This is a genomic window from Paenibacillus sp. J22R67 (assembly GCF_059692175.1).
This window is the reverse complement of the sequence record NZ_JCAUAX010000012.1, coordinates 135,258-160,156: the sequence shown is the minus strand read 5'-3', so window position 1 is coordinate 160,156 and position 24,899 is coordinate 135,258. Positions and strand designations below refer to the sequence as shown.

The 24,899-nt window shown below is 48.0% G+C and carries 20 protein-coding genes; 5 read left to right on the top strand and 15 right to left on the bottom strand.

The features are described from left to right. The first annotated feature begins 147 nt into the window (after window positions 1-147). On the top strand, window positions 148-948 hold the full coding sequence (locus AC58VC_RS32010; protein ID WP_497374959.1) for a flagellar motor protein: 801 nt from the start codon (window positions 148-150) through the stop codon (window positions 946-948). Then, window positions 932-1,753 (top strand): flagellar motor protein MotB, encoded by an 822-nt coding sequence (locus tag AC58VC_RS32005; protein ID WP_497374957.1) that lies wholly within the window; start codon window positions 932-934, stop codon window positions 1,751-1,753. Before AC58VC_RS32010 ends, AC58VC_RS32005 begins: the two co-directional genes overlap by 17 nt. A 45-nt stretch (window positions 1,754-1,798) precedes the next feature. On the opposite strand, the gene AC58VC_RS32000 is transcribed toward AC58VC_RS32005, so the two are convergent. The 5 genes from AC58VC_RS32000 to ftsE form a co-directional block, all read right to left on the bottom strand. Further along, the gene (locus tag AC58VC_RS32000; RefSeq protein ID WP_497374955.1) at window positions 1,799-3,082 is read right to left on the bottom strand and encodes a PDZ domain-containing protein; all 1,284 of its coding nucleotides are present in this window, start codon (window positions 3,080-3,082) and stop codon (window positions 1,799-1,801) included. A 126-nt stretch (window positions 3,083-3,208) separates the two neighbouring features. Further along, the gene (locus tag AC58VC_RS31995; RefSeq protein WP_497375014.1) at window positions 3,209-4,672 is read right to left on the bottom strand and encodes a S41 family peptidase; all 1,464 of its coding nucleotides are present in this window, start codon (window positions 4,670-4,672) and stop codon (window positions 3,209-3,211) included. A 91-nt stretch (window positions 4,673-4,763) separates the two neighbouring features. Beyond that, window positions 4,764-5,954 carry a murein hydrolase activator EnvC family protein gene (locus tag AC58VC_RS31990; protein ID WP_497374953.1) on the bottom strand — a complete coding sequence of 397 codons (1,191 nt, stop codon included), beginning with the start codon at window positions 5,952-5,954 and terminating at the stop codon, window positions 4,764-4,766. A gap of 286 nt (window positions 5,955-6,240) precedes the next feature. After that, entirely contained in the window at window positions 6,241-7,158 is a 918-nt protein-coding gene (gene ftsX, locus AC58VC_RS31985) for a permease-like cell division protein FtsX (RefSeq protein ID WP_497374951.1), read from the bottom strand. Next, window positions 7,148-7,834 carry a cell division ATP-binding protein FtsE gene (ftsE, locus tag AC58VC_RS31980; protein WP_161410070.1) on the bottom strand — a complete coding sequence of 229 codons (687 nt, stop codon included), beginning with the start codon at window positions 7,832-7,834 and terminating at the stop codon, window positions 7,148-7,150. Before ftsE ends, ftsX begins: the two co-directional genes overlap by 11 nt. Window positions 7,835-8,087: 253 nt before the next feature. Between ftsE and AC58VC_RS31975 the strand changes: the two genes are divergently transcribed. The 3 genes from AC58VC_RS31975 (at window position 8,088) to AC58VC_RS31965 (ending at window position 11,347) form a co-directional block, all read left to right on the top strand. Beyond that, complete coding sequence (locus tag AC58VC_RS31975; protein WP_497374949.1) at window positions 8,088-9,530, top strand: VanW family protein; 1,443 nt, start codon at window positions 8,088-8,090, stop codon at window positions 9,528-9,530. Window positions 9,531-9,658: 128 nt separating this feature from the next. Next, a complete protein-coding gene (locus AC58VC_RS31970) occupies window positions 9,659-10,456 on the top strand; it encodes a DUF1700 domain-containing protein (RefSeq protein WP_497374947.1) in 798 nt (265 codons plus the stop codon). Window positions 10,457-10,459: 3 nt separating this feature from the next. Next, window positions 10,460-11,347, top strand: coding sequence for a DUF4097 family beta strand repeat-containing protein (locus AC58VC_RS31965; protein ID WP_497374945.1), 888 nt, complete (start codon window positions 10,460-10,462; stop codon window positions 11,345-11,347). Window positions 11,348-11,422: 75 nt separating this feature from the next. Here AC58VC_RS31965 and argH read toward each other — a convergent pair whose 3' ends face one another. From argH to secA, 10 genes are all read right to left on the bottom strand, one after another. Next, a complete protein-coding gene (gene argH, locus AC58VC_RS31960; RefSeq protein WP_497374943.1) occupies window positions 11,423-12,838 on the bottom strand; it encodes an argininosuccinate lyase in 1,416 nt (471 codons plus the stop codon). A gap of 76 nt (window positions 12,839-12,914) precedes the next feature. After that, window positions 12,915-14,153: an argininosuccinate synthase gene (locus AC58VC_RS31955; protein ID WP_161410075.1), complete on the bottom strand. Its 1,239-nt coding sequence runs from the start codon at window positions 14,151-14,153 to the stop codon at window positions 12,915-12,917. A gap of 34 nt (window positions 14,154-14,187) precedes the next feature. Then, a complete protein-coding gene (argF, locus tag AC58VC_RS31950) occupies window positions 14,188-15,147 on the bottom strand; it encodes an ornithine carbamoyltransferase (protein WP_497374941.1) in 960 nt (319 codons plus the stop codon). Window positions 15,148-15,174: 27 nt separating this feature from the next. After that, a complete protein-coding gene (gene argD, locus AC58VC_RS31945; RefSeq protein ID WP_497374939.1) occupies window positions 15,175-16,371 on the bottom strand; it encodes an acetylornithine transaminase in 1,197 nt (398 codons plus the stop codon). A gap of 23 nt (window positions 16,372-16,394) precedes the next feature. After that, a complete protein-coding gene (argB, locus tag AC58VC_RS31940) occupies window positions 16,395-17,165 on the bottom strand; it encodes an acetylglutamate kinase (protein ID WP_497375012.1) in 771 nt (256 codons plus the stop codon). A gap of 44 nt (window positions 17,166-17,209) precedes the next feature. Beyond that, window positions 17,210-18,436, bottom strand: coding sequence for a bifunctional glutamate N-acetyltransferase/amino-acid acetyltransferase ArgJ (gene argJ, locus AC58VC_RS31935; protein WP_497374937.1), 1,227 nt, complete (start codon window positions 18,434-18,436; stop codon window positions 17,210-17,212). A gap of 26 nt (window positions 18,437-18,462) precedes the next feature. Further along, a complete protein-coding gene (gene argC, locus AC58VC_RS31930) occupies window positions 18,463-19,512 on the bottom strand; it encodes an N-acetyl-gamma-glutamyl-phosphate reductase (protein ID WP_497374936.1) in 1,050 nt (349 codons plus the stop codon). Window positions 19,513-20,153: 641 nt separating this feature from the next. Next, window positions 20,154-21,023 carry a YitT family protein gene (locus tag AC58VC_RS31925; RefSeq protein ID WP_497374934.1) on the bottom strand — a complete coding sequence of 290 codons (870 nt, stop codon included), beginning with the start codon at window positions 21,021-21,023 and terminating at the stop codon, window positions 20,154-20,156. A gap of 90 nt (window positions 21,024-21,113) precedes the next feature. Then, a protein-coding gene (gene prfB / locus AC58VC_RS31920) for a peptide chain release factor 2 (RefSeq protein WP_497374932.1) occupies window positions 21,114-22,233 on the bottom strand; the annotation gives its coding sequence in 2 pieces (ribosomal slippage) (window positions 21,114-22,160 and window positions 22,162-22,233; 1,119 coding nt in all). Window positions 22,234-22,300: 67 nt separating this feature from the next. Beyond that, the gene (gene secA / locus AC58VC_RS31915) at window positions 22,301-24,820 is read right to left on the bottom strand and encodes a preprotein translocase subunit SecA (RefSeq protein WP_497375010.1); all 2,520 of its coding nucleotides are present in this window, start codon (window positions 24,818-24,820) and stop codon (window positions 22,301-22,303) included. Window positions 24,821-24,899: the final 79 nt, after the last annotated feature.

The following is a 24,899-nucleotide window of genomic DNA, read 5'->3' as shown; positions in this document are numbered from 1 at the left end:
TTTTCCATTATACTCTTTTTAAATCTTTGATGCAAACGGCAATATCTGTTACAGCCTGAATACCCCATCAAGAGACACCAACACACTTTCATCAGGCCACTTGTAGGGCCCCCAATTCTTTTTACGCTAAATAGGAGTGGTATAGTCATGGATTTGACAACGGTTTTAGGTTTAGTCTTAGGTCTTGTAGGTTTGATTGGCGGTTACATGTGGGATGGCGGCCACATTAGTTCATTGATTATCCCGAGCGCCATGTTAATCGTTTTCGGCGGAACATTTGGAGCGGTAGCGGTCAGTTTCCCTCTTTCTATTCTGGCGAAGATCCCCAAAGCTCTGGGCATTGCTTTCAAGGAAGTAAAGAGAGATCCAGCAGCTACTATTGAAGAGTTAGTGGACATGGCTTCTATTGCACGAAGAGAAGGTGTACTTGCTCTCGAGCAACGCGCTCAGGAGCATACCAATCCTTTCCTCAAAGATGGTTTGCTCATGGTCGTGGATGGAACTGATCCCGAATTAACCAGACAAATTCTCGAGCTTGAAATGGATGCAATTGAGCACCAGGTTGATAATATGGCAAAAATATTCGAAGCTGGAGGCGGCTATGCGCCTACGATGGGGATTATTGGAACCGTTATGGGACTCATTCACGTTCTCGGCAATCTTGAAGATCCCTCGAGTCTCGGCCCAGCCATCGCAGTTGCCTTCACAGCTACTCTATATGGTGTTATGAGCGCCAACTTAATTTATCTACCGCTTGCGACCAAAATTAAAGTGCGCGGCAAGGAAATGGTTGCCGAAATGGAACTGATGCTTGAAGGTATTCTTGCACTACAAGCCGGCGAAAACCCGCAATTAATTAAGAAAAAACTGACCTCCTTCCTCCACGATAAATCGTCCAAAAAAGCACCAGCTATAGAGGAGGAAGCCGACTATGGCGAGGAGAAGTAAGAAGCAAGAAGAGCACGTCAATCATGAAAGATGGCTCATCACCTATGCTGACTTAATCACTCTTCTGCTCGTTTTCTTCATTATTATGTACGCGATGAGTAAAGTCGATGTTCAAAAGTATGCCGTTCTGGCGCAAGTATTAAACATGCAGTTCCAGAAAGCCGACTCTGTTTTGGACAAAGGAAAGGGCATCAGCGGCCAAATGACTCCAAAGCAAGGCGACTCAGACAGCAAGGACAAAGACTACACCAAGCAAAATCTGGACGATCAGAAGGAAGAAAAAGATAAAGTAAAACCTGATGAGAACGAGAAAGAAAAACGTGAGAAAGAGCTTCAAGATCTTTTGAAGCAAGTGCAAGCTTACATCAAAGATCAAAATCTAGAGGCGCAAGTGTCCGCAAGTGATACAGAGCGCGGTGTAGCGATTACACTGAATGATTTGTTCTTATTTGATCTAGGAAAAGCAGACCTCAAAGGAGCTTCGGCCCCTATTCTGCAAAAGCTCGCTTCGCTCTTCCCGACGCTAAACAGTAAAGTAAGCATTGAAGGCCATACCGATGATTTGCCGCTCGCGACGGGCTCCCCTTTCAAGGATAACTGGGGACTCTCCTTCGCTCGTTCCCTTTCGGTGCTCCGTTATTTCAGCGATACAGCTAAGCTCGATGACAACAAATTCATAGCGACAGCCTATGCGGATACAATGCCCAAGGTTCCAAATGACAGCGATGAAAACCGTAGCAAAAACCGCCGCGTTGAAATCATTGTCCTGCGCGATGGGCTAAATCCAACCAACGTTCCAAAATAAGCGAAAGACCCTTCCTCTCAAATAAGAGAGATAGGGTCTTCTTTTTTACATGGATTTCGTCGAATCATTCGTTAGCAAACCCGTTAATTTCCCACGCAAATAGGAGAAAAGGTGCACGGGTCTATGCTCTGTGAAGTACAACGCATCCTGATCCGGAGCTAAAATAATGCCTAATTGATGATGATCACCGTTGTAAATCGCCCGCTGCAGAAAGCGGACCTCGCCTTCCTCATTCAGCACTTCCAGCTTACAGAACGCTGAGTTGAGACCCATAGCTAAGTGCAAGTCAGCCTTTGTCTTAATTTTGTGGCCATTTATTTTATGAATGATTTCACCAGTTTGAATCCCTATTTCCTGCGCAGGACTGTTTGGAACAACAGACAACACCATAAGCCCTCGTGATGAATGGACATAGAAAGGAACTTGCTTCTCCTCCGTCCATTGGTTATAGCGGATCAATCCCTCATGCAAGGCTATGCTCAGCAAAGCCCCCAGCAACACAATCACCGACCAAAAATGGGCAGCAACCGCAGCAGCTAGTAGGATAATACCATACAGGTAAAGCAGATTCGCGCTTGCACGCGCTTGCTTGCGTGGTAGTTTCGAAATCGTTAACTCTGTGAATCCGATCATTGCCGGGAAGGCAAGCAAGGTCCATCCTGAGGCGAGGTTTGCACCGAACAATGTTGCCCATGGTAGACTTAGGTCGCTACCACCATTCATTGGGACTAGCAAAAATAATGGGACAGGCCAGAAGCCTTGCAGTTGTTGACCCCCAATGATTTGCCCGCGTTTCCCTTCTAGAAATAACGGTGTCGCCATGCGTGCTCCTTGGAAATGAGTGAGTATCCCCTCAAGCAGATGAAGAACAGCGACAATGACCAGCAAAGAAGGAATGTCCGCATGTTCGACGATATCCAGCATAGGTAAAGTCTCTTTCAGACTAGCCATATCAGGAATCCAGGATAAGATCACTTGAGCGACTCCCAGGATGCCTACAGCGTAGGCCAAACAAAGGAATCTCACCCTGAGCAAGACGAGGATGACAGTAATGACCCATAATAAAATGACTACATCAAATTGAATGTTTACGCCCACGAACAGCAACAGCACGGAGGCACACACGCCTCCAATCCAGCCCCAAAAAATCGTTCTCCACGTCTCATTGAGTAAGGAATGCAGCCGTGTATGAAATAACTTACGTTCCATTTGAATTTGCTTCCGGTAATGCAACACAATAAATAAAATACCTATATAGTAGAAAGGATTCGCAAACAATTGCCCCACCGCGTGAAGCAGTCTGTCCAAGAGTTGAATCAGAACATCCATAACGATTCCGGTCTCCTCGGTATAAAGAAAATAGGAAGGCTGCCGAAGCACCCTTCCTATTCTATTTCGACTGCGAGGGCTCATTTTCCTGCCTTACGCTGCGAATTTCCAACATCTCACTAATAATTATTTCCCAAGTTGCTTTTGAATCTGTCCAATTGCGGCTTTCAGCTGCAAATCGTTCTTAGGCTCGCGAATTTGATCCAACAGCAGCTTCTCGATTTTGTTCGCGGTTTCTGTATCCACTTCACCGGTCATCGGCAAGCTATTCGTCCGTTGGAATGCTTTCACGGCTGTCGTTGTTTTCTCATTGAAGTAACCGTCCGAACGCTCAGGGTTAAAACCAAGACCTGCCAGCATCAGTTGCAAATTCTTCACATCATCACTCGTCATATCTTGTTTAAGCGCGGCTTTCTTGGATAGCGGTGCTGCTTTGAAGTACGCCGGCTGTTCCACCGCGATATCCGGCTGAATACCTGTTTTGTGAATCCAATTGCCATTCGGCGTCAACCATTTGTAAACGGTCATCTTGATGTTACTGCCGTCGCCCATTTCCTTCTCAAAAGTGACTTGAACCGTCCCTTTCCCATAGGAAGTTTCTCCGACAATTTTGCTTCCAACCGCTTCTTGGAATGCACCTGCCAAAATTTCTGAAGCACTGGCGCTGCCTTTATTGATCAGTACTGAGACTGGATAATTTTTGCCCGTCCCAGTTGAAGGTGTTGGCTCCCGTTTGCCATCCCGATTTTCCACTTGAACGATCGGCTTTCCGCTTTTCACGAAAGGATTAACGATGTCGACAACGACGTTCAGAAGACCGCCTGGATCATTACGAACATCGATAACGAGTCCCTTCATCCCTTTGGCTTCCAGGTTTTTCAGTTCTTCCGCAAAGCGTACTGCTGTATTCGAGGAGAATTGACGAATCTCAATTTTCCCAATTTGATCCTGTAACATTTCTCCGTAGACTGTTTCTACGTCAATGTTATCGCGAACTACGATCACTTGAACTGGATCGCCAGCACCTTGTCGAAGAAGATCAAGCTTCGCTTGCGTTCCTTTCGGACCACGGATCTTCATGACTGCTTGGTTAAGCGTTAGACCATCAAGCTTCTCGCCGTTCACAGAGAGGATGACATCTTTGGACTGAATACCCGCCTTTTCCGCAGGAGAACCCTTAATTGGAGAAACGATGACGAACTTCCCTTCTTCAATTGAAACCTCAGCCCCTATGCCTTGAAAAGAGGACGTAATACTTTCATCGAATTGCTTCGCTTCCTTCTGATCCATATATACCGTGAATGGATCTTCCAGAGATTCCAGCATGCCGTTGATCGCGCCGTTAACGAGCTTATCATGATCCGGCTGTTTCAAATATTTACTTTCGATGAGTTGAAAGGTTGTTGAGATCTTACTCAAATCCTTGTTCGACAGTCCTGCCGAAGATCCTGTTGAGGCGGCAGCGCTGCCCGTTGGCTGCTCATTACGCCCCCATGAGAAGGCTGGGTCCACTATCGTCAATGTAACAATACTGCTTGCAAACATAGCTAACAAAACAAAAACGATCACCGTGCGTCCTTTGAATTGCAAAGCGTGATTCACCACCTTTTTCCTAAAACCCATTTGGGTTCGCTTGTTTGTAGTATATGACAAGCTCTTCCCGTTTTATAACCAAGTTGTCCTATCGTAAGAACGGTTTAGGATCGGTCGGAGTTTCATTCAGCCTAACCTCGAAATGCAAATGGTTCCCTGTCGATTGTCCTGTCGAGCCAACACCGGCAATCTTCTGCCCCCGTTTGACAACATCGCCGACTTTGACATAGATACCATCATTCATAATATGACCGTATAGTGACCACAAACCATTGCCGTGATCGACGATAACGCAGTTACCGTAGCCGTTCATCCACGAAGCATAAATGACAGATCCGTTCTCCGCAGCAAGAATGCTTGTCCCTTTTGGAGCGCCTAGATCAATGCCTTTATGATTCTCTGCTTTACCTGTAACCGGATTAATCCGGTTAACGAAATCCGACGTAAGCGGCGCTTGCGCTGCCAAAGGGTAGCCTAACTTGCCTCCAGCGTATGTGAAGGGAGACTTCGCTTTGCTCGCAGCGCGCTTCTTCGCCTGAAGATCCGCCTCTTGCTTCGCTAATTGCGTAATTAACTTATCGCTCTCTTCGGAAATATCTTCAAGAGTCTTCTCTTGCTTCGTAAGGGAAGCAATTTTGACTTCCTTCGCTTTTTCCTTCGCCTGCAGATCGTTTCTAAGGGCATCCGCATCCACGTAAAGCTTTTTGACTTTCTCGAGCTGCTGCTCTGTCTCTGCCTTCTTCTGTGCGACAATCTCTTTATCTTTCTTATTCGCCTCTAGCACGACTTTATCTTGATTTACAATAGATTTCAAAGCTTCAATACGGTTCAAGAAATCAGAAAAGCTAGTAGCACTTAGCACCACGTCCATGTAGGAAACAAAACCGTTCATATACATCAAACGCACGCGGGATTTCAGCATTTGATCGCGGCTTTCTACTCGTGCTATCGCCTCATCCAACTGCTTCCCGTTTACCTCTAAGTCATCGGAAACTTTATCAATTTGCTCATTGAGCAGCGTAAGTTTTTTACTAGCCTCATTGACTTGTTGGACAAGCGTATTCATATCCTTGGTGGCTTGGTCTTTCTCAGTATGTACTTTATCTATCTGATTCTCGGCGTCTTGCGCCTTCTGCTGCGCTTCTGCCTTCTGCTTCTTAAGTTGAGTCAACTGCTGATCGATCTTATCCGTTGTGGATGCGGCATAACCCGCAAATGGAACTGCTAGCGAAGCCGCAATCCCAAGTGACATCACCAAGGGTAGAATCTTCTTCTTCAAGCACGTAGCCTCCTCATCATGAACAACATGATGCTTATTTGGACTTCCTCTCAAATCTCTATTCTCTTATCTCTCAATCTTTGAATCTTTGAAAATGTTTTAATAGAAATAGAAGCTAAAAAAGCCCGCTTTCAAAACCGAGAAGGTTGGATGAAGGTGAGGGCAGGTGGAACGGAGTGTAGCAAGCTACATGAGTACCGCACTGCCCCAGCTTCATTCAAGATTCGACGTCGAAATACTTCAAGATTAAACCTCGTTATCAAAGTGGGCTTTTTTAGCCTCCTTATTAGACGCGGAGGAACTTGCGGACGGAAATTAGGGATCCCCAGACACCAATAACTATGCCAATACCTAATAACAAGGCAATCATTGTAGGAGCGATCTGCTCGAAAGGCGTCAATTCAATCATCAATAAATTTAGGTTTAAAGAACTTAAATTCAGCAACTTCCAGTATCCGCCGAGAATAATTAAGGCAGGAATTAGAGAACCCACGAATCCGAGTAAAGCTCCTTCTATAAAAAACGGCCAACGAATAAACGAATTCGTCGCTCCAACCATTTTCATAATTGAAATTTCTTTGCGACGGGCTAAAATCGTAATTTTGATCGTGTTGGCAATCAAGAATACCGCCGTAAAGGATAGCAAAATCACAATCCCAAAGCCGACCCAACGAACAATTTGCGTTACTTTGAATAAAGCTTCAACAGTCCCTTTGCCGTAATTCACTTTATAGATAGGTTTTGGATCCTTGCCTGTATTAAGTGCGCTAATCTGATCCGCTACCACGGCTACATTTCTGGGATCATCCACTTCAACCGTGAATGCATCATTCAGCGGATTATTTTCACCTTCAAAGCCATCAAGCAAAGCTTTGCCGCTTTCCCCTAGCTTTTGACGCAAATAGACAAGTCCCTCTTCTTTCGAAACGAACTTGATCGTTTTGACTCCTTGTATACCTTGAATTTGGGTCTGAAGTTCCGTGATTTGATCCTGAGGTGTGTTAACCTCTAGGTACACGTTAATCTCAACTTGATCCTCAATTTGGCTGGCAATATCATTTACATTCAATGTTATCAGCACGAATATGCCGAGAATGAATAACGAAATGGCGATCGAACTGATCGATGCAAACGTCATCCAACCGTTCCTGACAACATTCCGAGTACCTTCCCGCAAGTGCCGGGAGAATGTACTAATCTTCATAGCCGTATTCCCCCCGTAACTGGTCACGAGCAATAAGGCCATTCTCGATTGCAATGACTCTTTTACGCATCGTATTTACGATTTCTTTGTTATGCGTAGCCATGACGATTGTCGTACCACGGAAGTTAATTTCTTCCATCAGTTTCATAATTCCCCACGATGTGTCAGGGTCGAGATTTCCTGTCGGTTCATCGGCGATAATGACGGATGGATTGTTGATTATTGCCCGGGCAATGGCCACACGCTGCTGCTCACCACCGGATAGTTGGGATGGGAGGGAACCCGCTTTGTCCTTCAGCTTCACAAGTTCAAGCACTTCCATCGTTCGCTTCTTAATCTGTTTCTTCGGTGCTTCAATCACTTCCATGGCAAAGGCTACATTGTCGAATATAGTCAGTTTCGGCAGCAATCGATAATCTTGAAAAATAACTCCGATATTTCGACGTAAATAGGGTATCTTACGCTGTTTCAACTTTTCTAAATTGAATCCATTCACGAAAATTTGGCCTTTAGTCGGTCTTTCTTCTCTATACATCAATTTCATAAATGTCGATTTACCAGCCCCGGAAGGTCCGACAACATAGACAAACTCGTTGCGGTCTACTTTTACATTAATCCCTCTCAATGCATGAGTACCGTTGGAGTACGTTTTCCATACGTCCTGCATTTCGATCACAATATCACATCCTAGTATAGGGATCCTTGAGCGGAGCCCAAAGTCTCTCTGCTGTACAGACAGCTTTAAGGAGTTCGACACGAAAGGGGAAATTCCTTCTAAAACCGTTCAAAATTCCTGTTGTTTACTGTCATTATATCATGATTTGTACACATTTAAGGGTTGCAAGGTTTTAGTAATAAAATGGTCGCAAGGAAGATACATATGGAAGTACAGGCCTTTCACTCATTCGTATGTAAAGGAGCCGCTGTACATGCCACCCCTCATCAGAAAAGTAACCTTCTATACAACAATCACCATAGGACTACTTAGTTCACTTAGCATCGCTCTATACCTGTATGGTTCTCAGAGCACATTGCCTCCTAAATTCACGGTTGCCGGCTGGCGCGTCGGCGGCATGCCTTATGATACGTTCCAGCAGCAATACGAGGAGCGGCTTGAACTGCTGTCTGCTTTCCCCGTCCAATTGCAGACTTCCTATCCGGACATCGCCAATCGGCAATTGACCCTTGGACAGTTAGGCGTCGAATATCATGATGATGCTCTCACTCAATCTATGGCCCAGTTGTTCGAAGCCTCACCCTTTCAGCGGATCAAAGCTCGCTGGGAGCTTCGTCATGCTGATATTCCGCTTGAGGTTTCCGTGAATGGCGAGCAGCTTAGCGCCGCGGTCAAAGAGGCCTGGAAGGATCTTTACAACCAGCAGCCTGCGCCCGCCAAGCGAATTGTGACCGCTCAAGACACGCTAAATTATGAACCGGAACACAGAGTACTTCGCATTGATACCATACATATGGGGGAACACTTGCAAGAAGTCGCCCCCTCCATTTCCTATATTCACAATGCTGCACCGGTTCGCTTGACGCTTCCTTTGTACGAGCAAAGTCCCACAGTAACCGTGGCAACGTTAAAACAGCAAGGCATTGATCGCAAAATCTCAGAGTTTACTACCAGGTTTCCCGCTTCAGGCGAAGGGCGCATTCACAATATTCGTTCCACCGCCGCGTCTATTCAAGATTTGCTCATGGCCCCAGGAGAAACGTTCGACTATAGCAAAATCATTGCACAGACAGAAACCCAGTTTGGCTATAAGGAAGCACCGGTTATCCTTAATGGCAAGCTCGTTCCTGGTATCGGCGGCGGCATATGCCAAGTATCGACAACACTGTACAATGCTGTTTTGCGAAGTGGGCTCGCTATTGTTGAGCGGCGTAACCACTCTCTGCCCGTAAGTTATGTCACGCTCGGACAAGATGCGACTTTCGCCAATGGCTACATCAATTTCAGATTTCGCAACAATACCGACGCTTATCTATTGATTCGAACGGTCACCACGGATCGCGACGTAACCGTCAAGCTGTTCGGGCATATGTCTCCCTCGATATCTTATGACATCGAATCCAACGTCATAGAGACAATTCAACCGCCTATTAAATACTTACATAATACAACGCTAGCTCCAGGAGCTACTCGGCCAATCAGCACAGGTAAAGCAGGTTATAAAGTTGAAACCTATCGGATCAAAAGAGAAAACGGCGTTTTCGTCAGCAAAGAGCTCGTCTCGAAAGATCAGTACTCTCCTGTACCAACCTTAGTAGCCTCTAACCGAGGTGATATCAAACCTGAATTGGGCGACACACCTGAGTCACCCCAGCCTATTTTAGAAGACGGCGTCAAAGGGCCTTCCTTCCGGTAATCGTTGTGACTATTTTAAGCTATAAAAAGTGTCAAACATCTAAAGGTCATGTGACTGTAGTTACTAGGTCATTATGACTTTTTTTTATTATGATAAGAATACGCAATACGAGATAAGGAGGATGAACCATGAGCAAGATTGATTATTTCAAAGAACTAAACTATCGACTACGCGGACTTCCTGAGAAGGAACGCCAAAATATATTATCTGTCTACGAGGAATTGTTCCAAAAAGCGGTTGAGAACGGCAAGCACGAAGATGAGGTAGCACAGTCGCTAGGTTATCCGCGGGTTCCTAACTGGGATGCTCAGAAAGATGTATCAAATGCCAGCAATCCGGAGCCTGCAAAAAGTGCCAAACAGGAGCCATTTCCTCAAGCTCCTCAGACTCCTATAGCACCACAAACACCTACAACGCCTAAAGCACCTCCAACACCTAAAGCTCCACCACTAGAGAAAACATATACAAGACCTGAGCCAGCGGCGGCACCTAAACAGGCACCAGAAGCAGGGGGCTACACACCTCCACCTTACACGCCGCCGCCTCATGGGAATCCTTATTATACGCAGCAACCTCCCTACCCGTATCCGGTTAGGCAGGAAACAGGCCTTAAAGCGATTATCGTCAGCATTGCGCTGGGATTTTTCAATCTCCTGTTCGTTGTTGGTCCGTGGTTCGGCATCTTGGCAACATTAATTGCGCTATTTGCATCAGGCTTCGCTCTAATCGTCGCTCCGATTGCCGGTATGCTCGGCAGCTTCATGGAACACGTCGGCAGCGATCTGCAGTTCATTGGATTTACTATGCTAGCCTGCTTCGGTTTTGGCGTTATTCTCACTACGCTTAGCACCTGGCTGCTCAAAATATTTTTCAAGCTCAGCTGGACGTACATCCAATTCAACGCCAAATTAATTAAGGGGGCTTAAGCCGTGAAAAAAGGATATAAATTTTTCTTATTAACTGGCTTTACCTGCCTGGCAGTTGGACTCATCGGTGCGGCTGTTTCGTTCAAAACCTTAGATCTGAATGCAGGCATCTCCAATATTAATATCGAGAAGAAGATTGCAGCGGCAAATATCGACACGCTCATCCTTCAAAACGATATCTCCAACATCACTTTCGTCCCAACAAACGGCGATGAAATTAAAGTGCGCTTAGTGGGTACCATGCGAGAAACTAACGCTAACGAATGCACGGTAGATGCAGCTACAGAAGGAAACAATGTATGGCGCGTAGATGTTTGCACAAAAGAAAATGATCACATTAATTTTGGTTTTGACATCACTGAACTCAAAAACTGGATTGCTGGCCGCGGCTTTGGCCTCAAAACCGAAGTCTCCCTGCCGGACAAAATGTACAAAGCTATCACCGTTACATCCGATACGGGCAGTATCAACTTCAATGATCTGAAATCAGAGAAGCTGACAGCTAACACGGATACTGGCAACATTTCACTTGATCACTTCGAAGGCAAGCTGTTGAATTTACAAGCGGATACGGGGAGTATTCACATTCAAGAAGGTCAAGGGGACGTAAAACTCAAGACAGATACAGGTGGTATCACGGCAAAATTAAAAGATATAGGCGATTCGGTTTCCCTTGAATCCGATACAGGCAGTGTCCGCCTTACGTTAGAGCCAACACCTAAGAATGTCAGCTTCGACCTAAGTGCTGATACGGGCAGCGCTAATCTGGAAGTGCCTGGTCTTACTGTAGATCGTGAAGACCATCACACGGCCAAAGGTACCCTCGGAGACGGCAGCAAAAAAGTAAAAATCCGCGTCGACACTGGATACATCTCGGTCACCGGTAGATAAACGACAGATAAACAGCAGAAAGCCTTCAACTCCATCCACTTGGATGACGTTGAAGGCTTTTTTATATAAAGAAACTTATTTACTCTTCTCTAGATACGATTGCAACCACTCATTGGACTGCGCCAACACCTGCTCAGCGCGGGCAATGGCTTCCAACACTTGATTACTTGCCGTTCCGCCGTAAACATTACGGGCATTCACGACTTGCTCAGGCTGCAGCACAGCATAAATATCGGACTCGAACAGCGTTGAGAACGTTTTGAACTCCTCGATGCTCATGTCGAGCAAATATTTCTTGTTCTGGATGCAGTACAGCACCGTTTTGCCGATGACTTCGTGAGCTTGACGGAATGGCAGTCCCTTGTTAACCAGGTAATCTGCGATATCCGTTGCGTTCGAGAAGTCTTGGTTCACGGCTTGTCGCATACGATCCGTGTTCACTTTCATGGTAGCGACCATTGGAGCGAACAGTTGAAGCGCGCCTTGCAGCGTACGAACCGTATCGAACATGCCTTCCTTATCCTCCTGCATGTCCTTGTTGTACGCCAGCGGCAGCGACTTCAGCACGGTCATCAGACCGAACAAGTTGCCGTAGACGCGGCCTGTTTTGCCGCGGACGAGCTCCGCCACGTCCGGGTTTTTCTTCTGCGGCATAATGGAGCTGCCGGTGCAGAATGCATCATCGAGTTCAACGAACGCGAACTCGGTGGAAGACCAGAGCACCATTTCCTCGCTGAAGCGAGAAAGGTGCATCATGATCATGGACGCGTTAGAGAGGAACTCCAGGATGAAATCGCGGTCGCTGACCGCATCCAGGGAGTTCTCATACACGCGTCCGAACCCGAGCTGCTCCGCCACGAAATGGCGGTCGATCGGGAACGTCGTGCCAGCTAGCGCCCCAGCGCCTAGCGGCAGGATGTCTACGCGCTTGTAGCTGTCCTGCAAGCGCTCAAGATCACGCTGAAACATGCTGACATAAGCCATCATGTGATGTGCGAACAGAATCGGCTGAGCACGCTGAAGATGCGTATACCCTGGGATAATCGTATCGATGTTTTTCTTCGCTTGATCAAGAAGGGCTTCCTGCAGCTTGATGAGGTGTCCAACGAACTCAACTACCCGTTTGCGCAGGTACAGATGCATGTCCGTTGCTACCTGATCGTTACGGCTGCGACCCGTATGCAGCTTGCCGCCTACTGGACCGATCAAATCGATCAGCGTTTTTTCGATATTCATGTGAATATCTTCATTCTGAATCGTATATTCCAGCTCGCCGCGGCGAATCATGCCTTGAACCGCATAGAGGCCATCCTTGATTTTCTCGACATCTTCCGCAGGAAGAATGCCGCACTTTCCAAGCATCGTCACGTGGGCCAAGCTGCCTTGAATATCCTCCTCGGCTAGCTCCTTATCAAACGTGATTGATGCTGTATATTCTTCAACCAATTGGTCGGTTTGCTTCGTAAATCTTCCACCCCAAAGCTTTGACACGTGCACCCACTCCTCTCTGTTTTACAGCCCAAAGGCTTTCCACGAGGGAAAGCCCGGATTCACAGCCTATATGGACTTACTTCTTAGCGTTTTGCTCAACACCCGAAGATACTTTCAAACGAAGGGCATTCAAGTGAATGAAGCCAGTCGCATCGCCTTGATCGTAAGCTTTCGTTGGATCAGCTTCCATCGTCGCGATATCCGGATTATATAAGGATACTGGACTTTTCACCCCAGCTCCGATTACGTTGCCTTTGTACAATTTCAAGCGAACTGTACCGGATACGTTCTTTTGGCTTTCTCCAACAAGCGCTTGAATCGCCAAACGCTCAGGAGCAAACCAGAAGCCATTGTATACAAGACTTGCATATTTGGAAATCAAGGAATCACGAAGGTGCATCACATCGCGGTCCATGGTCAGGGATTCCATTTTGCGGTGAGCCGTGAACAGGATCGTACCGCCTGGAGTTTCGTACACGCCGCGGCTCTTCATGCCGACGAAACGGTTCTCTACCATATCTACACGGCCAATACCATGCTTGCCGCCGATTTCATTCAATGTTTCCATAACTTGAAGCGGCGTCAGCTTCGCGCCGTTGATGGCTACGCAGTCGCCTTTGTCAAATTCAAGTTCGATATATTCAGCTTGATCTGGTGCGTCTTCCGGAGCAACGCTCAGGACGTACATCCCTTTGTTGTCGTCAGCTGCTGCATCGAACCAAGGATCTTCCAACATGCCGCTCTCAAAAGAGATATGCAGCAGGTTGCGGTCCGTCGAATACGGCTTCGCAGCGGAAGCTGTTACCGGAATGCCATGCTTCTCGGCATACGCGATCATTTCTGCGCGGCCTGGGAACTGCTCGCGGAATTCTTCCAAACGCCAAGGCGCGATAACAGACAGCTCAGGCGCCAGCGCCGCAGCTGTTAACTCGAAGCGCACTTGGTCATTTCCTTTGCCGGTTGCGCCATGCGCAATCGCTGTAGCACCTTCTGCGCGAGCGATTTCAACCATGCGCTTCGCGATCAAAGGACGCGCAATGCTCGTGCCGAGCAGGTATTGCCCTTCATACAAAGCTGCCGCTTGAAACATCGGGTTGATGAAATCTTTGGCGAACTCGTCACGCAGGTCGTCGATGTAGATTTTGGATGCGCCAGTTTGAAGTGCTTTTTCCTCCAGACCGTCCAACTCATCCTTTTGCCCAATATCCGCTGTAAAAGCAATAATTTCGGCGTCGTAAGTCTCCTTGAGCCATTTCAAAATAACCGATGTATCCAATCCGCCGGAATAAGCGAGTACGATTTTTTCCTTAGCCATGTCTACTAATCTCTCCGTTTCCTAAATCTATTTATTATATCATGGTCGCGGCCATAATAGCCTTTTGCGCATGAAGACGATTCTCTGCTTGGTCGAAAATAATCGAATGTGCGCCGTCAATGACGCCCTCGCTCACTTCTTCCCCGCGGTGTGCAGGCAAGCAGTGCATGAACAAGTAATCCGATTTCGCATATTTCACAAGATCTTCGTTGATTTGATAGTTTTTGAACGCAATCTCCCGCTGCTGCTGCTCAGCCTCGAAGCCCATGCTCGCCCATACATCCGTGTAGACAATGTCCGCATTCTCGATCGCTTCACGAGGGTCGCGTGTCAGAAGAACGCTGCCGCCGTAATGCGCAGCATTCTCCTTGGAATTCTGAATAACTTCCTGGTCAGGATCATATCCCTCAGGCGAAGCAATCGCGAAATCCATCCCTAATTTGCTTGCACCTACCATTAAGGAATGCACCATGTTGTTGCCGTCCCCAATGTAAGCCACTTTAATGCCTTTTAGACGGCCTTTTTTCTCAAGAACAGTCTGATAATCTGCCATAACCTGGCAAGGATGCGCATAATCCGTCAGTCCGTTAATAACCGGAACCGTCGCTCCACGCGCTAGATCAATCACCTTACGGTGTTCATAAGTACGAATCATAATGCCATCGAGGTAACGGGACAGCGTTTGTGCTGTATCCCAAACCGTTTCACCGCGTCCAAGCTGCAGGTCGTTTTTGCTCAAAAATAAAGCCTGACCTCCCAGTTGGTACATCCCCACTTCAAAGGAAACACGCGTACGAGTCGAGGATTTCTCAAAAATCATCCCGAGCGTCTTGCCGGCAAGCACAGCATGAGGCTCTCTAGCCTTTTGCTTACGCTTAAGCTCAATCCCGTAATGAATTAAGTACTCGATTTCTTCCGGTGTATAGTCAGCCAAAGCAAGGAAATCTTTGCCCTTCAATTGGGCAGCCATTTCTTCTTGTAAGGTAATATTCATTTCATTCAACCTCTCTCCTGTTACTCACTAGATGCTGCTGATCGTCGATGCCTTCTCTGCAAGGACAGCGCACAGTACATCCAGCCCTTGATCCAAATCTTCTTGCGGTATATTTAAGGCCGGCACTAAACGAATAACATTCGGCCCTGCTGGAATAACGAGCACGCCTCTTTTATGAATTTCACTAATCATTTCCCCTGCAGGCTGCGTGCACTCAATTCCGATCAAAAGCCCGATACCGCGAATTTTCGCGATCAACGGATTGCCGGCAAGCTTACTTTCCAGCCTCTTGATCGTGTACTCGCCTAACTCCGCTGCGCGCTCTGGCAGCTTTTGTGTAAGGATCGTATCCACAGCCGCAAAACCTGCAGCCGTCGCAATCGGTGTACCGCCAAATGTCGAACCATGACTGCCAGCATTAAATCCTTCAGCAAGGAAAGCTTTCCCCAGCATAGCGCCAATCGGGAACCCGCCGCCCAAACCTTTGGCCAATGTAAAAATGTCAGGCTCCACACCATAGTGCTCATAGGCAAAAAGCTTACCTGTACGCCCTACGCCCGTTTGGATTTCATCCGCAATCAAAAGCAGATTTTCCTGTTTGCACAGCTCTGCCAATTGTTTCACGAATTCCGGATCAGCCGGCAATACGCCGCCTTCCCCCTGTACCATCTCCAGCATGATAGCGCATGTTTTGTCATTCACAAGGCTCCGCACAGCCTCAATATCGTTATAAGGTGCATACACAAAGCCTTCAGGAAGCGGATGGAAGCCTTCCTTCACTTTCTCTTGACCCGTAGCGGTCAATGTTGCCAGCGTCCGCCCGTGGAACGACATGTTGAACGTAATAATCTCGTACCGACCATTGTTCAGCACCTTTTGGTTATAGCGACGTGCCAGCTTGATTGCAGCTTCATTCGCTTCTGCTCCAGTGGAACAGAAAAATACAGCATCCGCACAGCTGTTATCCGTAAGTAAGGAAGCTAGTTTTTCCTGGTTCGGTATATGGAAAAGGTTGCTTACATGCCATAGCTGATCCAACTGCTCAACAAGCTTCTCTTTCACTTCTCGAGGCGCGTGTCCAAGGTTCGCTACCGCAATTCCGCTCATCAAATCGATGTACTCCTTGCCTGTATCGTCCCATAGTCGGCTCCCCTCCCCCTTCACCAGTGTAATTGGATATCTGGCGTACGTTGGAAAGAGCGAGCTTTTACCCGTTTCACTCATGTACATTCCCTCCTCTTAAATAATTATCTTACGATTCGCGTCCCAATCCCTGTGCCCTTCAGCACTTTGCTGAGTACGTTAGGCTCAGATCCATTCACAATCACAACTTCCTGCACCTTGCCCTGAATGCAAGCGATCGCTGCGCGAACCTTTGGAATCATGCCGCCATAAATGTCTCCACTTGCAATCATCTCTTCGATCTCTGCAACGCTCACCATAGGGAGTACTTGCTTCTCTCCGTCAACTGTCTTCATAATGCCAGGTACGTCCGTCACGACAACCATTTGCTCCACGCAAAGGTGGGATGCAACCGCGCCAGCTGCCGTGTCCGCGTTAATATTGTAACGCTGCCCGCCATCTTCACCAAGCCCAACTGGGGCAATAACCGGAATGTAGCCCATGTTCACGATGCCTTGAATCAGATCGGCATTCACTCTCGTCACATCACCGACTAAACCCACTTCGTGGCTGTTCGCCACTGGTCTCGCCTCAATTAAATGTCCATCCACGCCGGACAAACCAAGCGCTGCTGCTCCTGTCAACTGAATGCGGCGTACGATCTCTTTGTTGATTTGGCCGGAAAGAACCATTTCTACAACATCTAGCACAGCTTCGGTTGTAACCCTCAGGCCGTTCACAAACCCCGACTCGATGCCCAGCTTTCCAAGCGTTTCTGAAATGGCGGGGCCGCCACCGTGTACGATAACCGTTACGATGCCTTCCTCCTGAAGCTGACGCATATCTTCAAAAAAGCTGGCAGGCAGCGCCGCAAGCGTGCTGCCTCCGCATTTCATCACAAAGCAATTGTTCTTCACTGCGCTCGTTCCCCTTTGCTTCCTTATGTGCGGTAAGCCGCATTGATTCGCACATAATCATATGTCAAATCGCAGCCCCAGCCCGTTGCCTTGCCAGTGCCCATATGTAAATTCACATGAATTTGAATCGTATCTGTTTTCAAATAAGCCAGTGCCTCTTCTTCATCAAACTTCACCGGACGCGACTGCTCTAGCACTGCGATATCGCCCAAACGGATATCGACCGTGTTCACATTCACCGGTTGTCCCGAGTAACCGACAGCCGCAATGATCCGGCCCCAGTTCGCGTCAGCGCCATAAACAGCGGACTTCACCAAGCTTGATCCAATGATCGACTTCACGATCTTACGAGCCGCTTCGTCGCTCTCTGCACCGATAACCGTCGTCTCGATCAGCTTCGTCGCGCCCTCGCCGTCGCGTGCAATCGCTTTGGCCAGGTACTCGCCAACGTATTGAAAACCGGCTGCGAATGCTTCCCAATCCGGATGCTCCGGAGTTAGCGTCTCGCCGCCAGCCAAACCGCTAGCCATCACCACGACCATGTCGTTGGTGGATGTATCTCCGTCAACGGTGATCATGTTGAAGGTGTTATCTGTAATCCTGCTAAGCAACTGCTGCAGGTATTCGCTTTCGATCGGTGCATCGGTTGTCATGAAACCGAGCATCGTCGCCATGTTCGGGTGAATCATCCCCGAACCCTTCGCAGCCCCGGCAATGTGAACCTCTTTGCCGCCCACGACAAGACGGACACACGTCATCTTCTGCACAAGATCCGTTGTCAGGATCGCTTGGCAGAAGTCCTCGCCTCCGTCTTCTTTTACGCGCTGCGGCAGCTGCTCGATGCCCACCAGCACCTTGCCCATCGGCAGAAGCTCGCCGATTACGCCTGTGCTCGTCACGCCGACTTGGTGCTCAGCTACGCCTAGCGCCTTCGCGCTGGCTGCACGCATCGCGTACGCGTCGTCTTCGCCCTGCTGGCCCGTGCACGCGTTCGCGTTGCCGCTGTTCACGATCATTGCCTGCAGCTTGCCGCCTTGGGCAATGCTCTCTTGCGTCACGCGCAGCGGTGCCGCCTGAAACGCGTTCAGCGTGTACACGCCTGCCGCCGCCGCTGGCACATCACATACGATCGCGCCCAAATCAAAGCGCTCCGTTTTCTTTAAACCACAGTGCAGGCCGCCTGCACGAAAGCCTTTCGGTGTCGTTACTGTGCCCTCAGGCACCACCGTGAAACTAACTGTATCCAACATCCTCGTCTCCTCACATGTCCCGCTTCTTATGGATATACCGGCGCAAATAGCAAGCCGGTCGTTTCTTCCCAACCGTACATCAAGTTCAAGTTTTGAATGGCCTGCCCAGCAGCGCCTTTCACGACATTATCAATAACAGAAACGATCGTCACGCGACCTGTCCGCTCATCCACGGCAAAACCAATATCACAGTAATTAGAACCGTATACTTCCTTCGTAGAAGGGAACTTGCCTTCTTGACGAATCCGTACAAACTTCCGGCCTTCATAGAATTGACGATAGAGCTCAATAAAATCAGCAGCCGTATGCTCACCATTCACTGTAGCGTACATCGTGGACATAATTCCGCGCGTCATTGGCACAAGATGTGTCGTGAATGTCGTCACTACCGGCTTACCCGCTACACGGCTGAGCGCTTGCTCAATTTCCGGGATATGCTGGTGTTTATTCACTTTATACACATTCAAATTCTCATTTACTTCCGCGTAATGCACGCCCAGACTAACTCCGCGTCCAGCACCGGAAACGCCTGATTTCGCATCAATGATGATCGTAGACGGATCAATCCAACCTGCTTTCACTGCTGGGATCAGCCCCAGAAGCGTCGCTGTTGGGTAACAACCAGGATTAGCGATCAGGTCGCTGCCCTTCACTTCGTCCCCGAATACTTCGGACAAAGCATAGATCGACTTCGCCAAGATTTCCTCGGAAGCCGGCTTCTTTTTGTACCATTTTTCATAATCGCTGCTTGACTTCAATCTTAAATCCCCGGAAATATCAATAATCTTCAGGCCAGCAGCCAAAAGTTTCGGTGAAAGTTCTGCACTTACGCCCGCTGGTGTTGCGAGGAACACGACATCGGCTTTGCTGGCGATAAGATCCACATCAAGTTGATCTAGAATATCAACAACTACTTCTTGCAAATGCGGAAAATGATCAGCAAGCGGAGCTCCCGCGTTCGACGTCGAGATGACCGAAGTGATTTTCACAAGAGGATGCGCCTGCAAAAGACGAATAACCTCCGCGCCACCGTACCCTGTTGCCCCAATAATAGCCGCTCTAACGATATGACTCATATGAATTCCCCCGTTACTCCGAAAATATATGTATGATTATACAGTCATATACATAATAATTCAATGAATTTTTTTCACCAGTTTTCTCCGTGCAAATGCGTTTAGATCCGATATGAATCAAGGGTTTCCCAGCTTTTTGGGCAAAAATCTCTTCGCGAGTTTCAAGCAGTAGATCAGATGAAAAAAATTCATAATATGCATAGACATTCTGTCCAACCAATGAACAGTTATATTATCCCAAATTAAACGTTGGACAAGCAACATTTTTTTATGGGTTTCCGCAGTTCCTTTTTGGGAAGAACTTCTGTTATTGTACCAATGTTCATGGTTTAGCCTATAGATTAGAGATCGTTCTATGTATGTTGTACTTTGTACATTATTTTCGCTGCATTCGGGACCTCGCGTACCCCTTCATTGTACTTAGTGCAACCATTTTAGCTGAAAGCGGCCGATTTTAGGCTTTTTGGGCGGAAATGATTGTATTTTATACACGAAAGAACCTGAAATTATCGAGATAACCGTTTCTATGTTGCACAACATACAACAAAGAGCTTTGCTTTGTAGATGCGCCGCCGCGACCCTCATATCAAAAAAAGACGTGCTTAAGCACGTCTACTACAACTCTGGAAACCGCCACGCATCTAAGCATGCCGCTTAAACCCTTCACCCAGCACCTCATTCGTTTCACTCAAAATGACAAACGCCTGAGGATCCACTGACTGGACCAACGTCTTCAATCGACTGACTTCGTTCTGCTTCACGACAACCATCATCACCGTCCGCGATTCCCCGGTAAATCCACCGGATCCGTTAAGCTCGGTCAGCCCGCGATCCAAATCAAACAAAATCGCCTTGCGAATCGCATCCGAATGGTCCGAAATGATGAACGCTACTTTCGCATAGTTGAAGCCGATCTGCACGATATCGATCGTTTTGGTTGTCACGAACAGGCCAATCATCCCATACAGCGCATTCTCCGGCGTGAACACCAGCGCTGAGGAGATGATCACCAGACCGTCAAACACCGCAACAGAGAAGCCCAAACTTAATCCTGTGTACTTATGTAAAATTTGCGCGGCTAACCCAAGCCCACCTGTAGAGCCACGGCCCCGAAAGACAATGCCTAGCCCCAATCCAACGCCTATTCCACCATAAACGGCAGCGAGCAAAGGGTTGTGTGTCGGCACGCCTATATGGCTGGTCACCAGTACGCATAACGGAAATATAACCGAACCAACAGCCGCCTTCACACCGAAATGCCCTCCCAGCAACCATAACGCTAGAAGGAATATCGGAATGTTGAGCGCCCATTGGGTGATCGCTGGATTTAAGCCTGATACCTGCTGAATCACCGTCGAAATCCCCGAAACCCCTCCGGTCGCAATTTTGTTCGGGTTCAAAAAGGAGTTAAAACTAGCCGCCATCACTAGTGAGCCTATAACTAGCAAGGTATATTCAAATACGGTATGTGCAGGACTCCCTATCCGTATCAGTGGTTCTCTTCTGGCCACGAGAGGCCTCCTCTCACAAAAAATCCTACACCTGTTAGGTGTAGGATGAACGTCAATTGCTTCTGTTATGCGTTATGCCTCCAGCACTAATTACTCAACATTGTCCGGCTTGCGAATCTGATGACGCAGGTATGCATCGATGAACATATCCAGATCCCCGTCCATAACGGCGCCGACATTCCCTGTCTCTGCCGATGTCCTGTGATCTTTTACCATGCTGTACGGATGAAAAACATAAGAACGAATTTGGCTTCCCCAGCCAATTTCGGACTGCTCGCCGCGAATTTCAGCTAGATGCTTCAACTGCGCTTCGATCTTCTTCTCATACAACTTGGAGCGTAGCATTTTCATCGCTTTCTCGCGGTTCTTGATCTGTGAACGCTCCTGCTGACAACTCACAACGACCCCAGTCGGCATGTGCGTAATCCGCACGGCCGAATCCGTGGTGTTAATGTGCTGACCGCCGGCGCCGCTCGCCCGATACGTATCGACTTTGAGATCCTCTGTGCGGATCTCCACTTCCGTATCGTCTTCAATCTCCGGCATGATGTCGCACGACACGAAGGATGTGTGGCGTCTGCCTGACGCATCAAACGGCGAAATCCGCACGAGCCGGTGCACGCCTTTCTCTGCCTTCAAGTAGCCGTAGGCGTTGAAGCCCGTGATCTGCAGCGTGACACTCTTCACGCCGGCTTCGTCGCCGGGCAAATAGTCGAGCACCTCGACTTTGTAGCCCTGCTTCTCTGCCCAGCGGCGATACATGCGCAGCAGCATCTCCGCCCAGTCCTGCGACTCCGTGCCGCCGGCGCCTGGATGCAGCTCTAGAATTGCATTCAGCCGGTCATACGGCTGATTCAATAACAGGCCAAGCTCGAAACTTTCGAGCTTGGCCTTTAGGGCCGCGATGCCTTTCTCAATGTCAGTCGCCAAGCCAGTATCGCTTTCCTCTTCCTCGAGCTCGACCATGACCTGCAGGTCGTCAAACTCGTTCGAGAATCCCTGAAATTGATCCACAACACTCTTGATCACGTTGAGCTCGGAGATCGTCTTCTGGGCACGTTCGTTATCGTCCCAGAAGTCCGGCGCCCCCATTTTCTCCTCGAAATCGCCGATCGCTTCCAGCTTATGATCTAAGTCAAAGAGACCCCCGTAATTCGGTTAGTCGCTTTGCTGTCTCTCTTAAATCCTGTTTCACTTCTGGTTCCAACATGTCTTACACCTCTTTATTCTCTTGTGACCCTACTCACCGGATCAAGCCAAGCGCTGCTTAGCTTCTCTTAGCTGCCTTGTCCGTGGCACTGTTTGAACTTTTTACCGCTGCCGCATGGGCATGGATCGTTACGTCCGATACGTTGCTCCTCTTCACGTACGACCGGCTTCTTGCCGCCAGCTTCATTCTTCGTATCAACCGCTTGCCCTTCGGCAACGGCTTGACGCTCCAGGTTGCTTTGAACATGAGCTTTCATGATATACATCGCGACTTCTTCACGAATGTTCTCAATCATTTCTTGGAACATCTCGAAGCCTTCGAACTGGTACTCACGAAGCGGATCTGTACCGCCATATGCGCGTAGGTGGATACCTTGACGCAGTTGATCCATCGCATCAATATGATCCATCCATTTGCTATCTACAGCACGAAGTGCAACAACCTTCTCGAATTCACGCATGAATTCAGGTCCAATCTCTTCTTCACGCTCGTCATAGCGTTTGCTGACAAGCTCTTTGATAAGATCAATGATCTCTTCTTGCTCTTTGCCCCAAATCGTTTGGTCGCTAATATGTGCATCTTCCTGTAGGAAGTTGTTATTCACGAAATTCGCAACCTCTTGAAGCTCCCACTCTTCCGGAATTTGCTCTTCCGGACAGTGTGCTTTCACGACGCGCTCGATCACTGCGTTAATCATACCCTCGATGACTTCGCGGATATTCTCGGATTCCAGCAGCTCGCGGCGCTGTTTATAAATAATTTCACGTTGTTGATTCATTACATCATCATACTGAAGGACCACTTTACGAACGTCGAAGTTGTTGCCTTCCACGCGTTTCTGTGCAGATTCAACCGCACGCGAGATCAATTTGCTCTCGATCGGCTGATCTTCTTCCATCCCAAGACGGTCCATCATCGCCATAATATTTTCAGCGCCGAATCGTTTCATCAATTCATCCTCTAGAGAAAGGTAGAATTGCGATGAACCAGGGTCACCTTGACGGCCCGCACGACCACGCAGCTGGTTATCGATTCGTCTGCTTTCATGACGTTCTGTACCTATAATATGCAGTCCACCGATATCATGTACGCCATCTCCAAGCACAATGTCCGTACCACGTCCCGCCATATTCGTAGCGATCGTCACAGCCCCTGGCTGTCCCGCACGTGATACGATTTCAGCTTCTTCCGCATGGTACTTAGCATTGAGGACCTTATGTTGAATACCTTTTTTCTTGAGCATATCGGATAGAATTTCGGAGTTCTCGATCGATACTGTACCGACAAGAACCGGTTGATTCAGTTTGTGTTTCTCCACAATTTGCTCAACAACCGCATTAAACTTACCATTCTCCGATTTATATACCACGTCCGGCATATCTTTACGAATCATTGGACGGTTGGTCGGAACAATGATAACCTCAAGACCATAAATTTTCTTGAGCTCTTCCTCTTCCGTCTTTGCCGTACCTGTCATACCCGCAAGCTTGCGGTACATACGGAAATAGTTCTGGAACGTAATCGTCGCCAGCGTCATGCTCTCATTCTGAACTTGCAGCTGCTCTTTGGCCTCAATGGCTTGGTGCAGCCCATCACTATAGCGACGGCCTGTCATAATACGGCCCGTAAATTCATCAACAATCATAACCTCGTCGTCTTGTACGACGTAGTCCACATCACGTTTCATGATGAAACGCGCTTTAAGCCCTTGAGTTACGTGGTGATTAATATTCACATTCTGATGATCAAATAAGTTCTCAATGCCGAAGGCGCGCTCTGCTTTCGCAACCCCTTCTTCCGTAAGAGCTACGGAACGCACTTTAATATCAATCGTGTAATCCTCTTCTATTTTCAAATTGGACACAAAACGGTCTGCCGAATAATACATATCTGTTGATTTGGCAGCTTGTCCCGAAATAATTAGAGGTGTTCTAGCTTCATCGACCAGAATGGAGTCAACTTCATCGATAACCGCATAATAAAGCGGACGTTGAACCATCTGCTCTTTGTAGAGAACCATGTTATCACGCAGGTAGTCGAAACCGTATTCGTTGTTCGTACCATACGTAATATCGCAGGCGTAAGCTGCTTGCTTTTCCTCATGAGAAAGTTCATGCAGATTTACCCCAACCGTCAGGCCAAGGAATTCATAAATTTGGCCCATTTCGCCGCTATCGCGTTGTGCCAAGTAGTCATTGACGGTTACCACATGCACGCCTTTGCCCAGCAATGCATTCAAATATACAGGAAGTGTTCCAACTAACGTTTTACCTTCCCCTGTTCTCATCTCGGCAATACGGCCTTCGTGCAGCACCATACCCCCAATAAGTTGAACGTCGTAATGACGTTTGCCCAATACACGTTTGGCTGCCTCTCTGACTACAGCAAAAGCTTCAGGAAGCAAATCATCCAGTTCCTCGCCTTTCTCCAAGCGATTACGGAACTCAACAGTCTTGCCTCTTAGCTCTTCATCAGATAACGGCTCAATGCCTGCTTCAAGCTCGTTGATATAATCAACAGCTTTTAACATCCGTTTAACTTCCCGTTCATTGGAATCACCAAAAATCTTCTTCACTAGTCCTAGCATCGGTGAACCCCTTTCTATTGCATTCGTATCCTTAAATTGTACCACCTTTGACCGCCCTGCCGCAACAAACCCTCGGTCC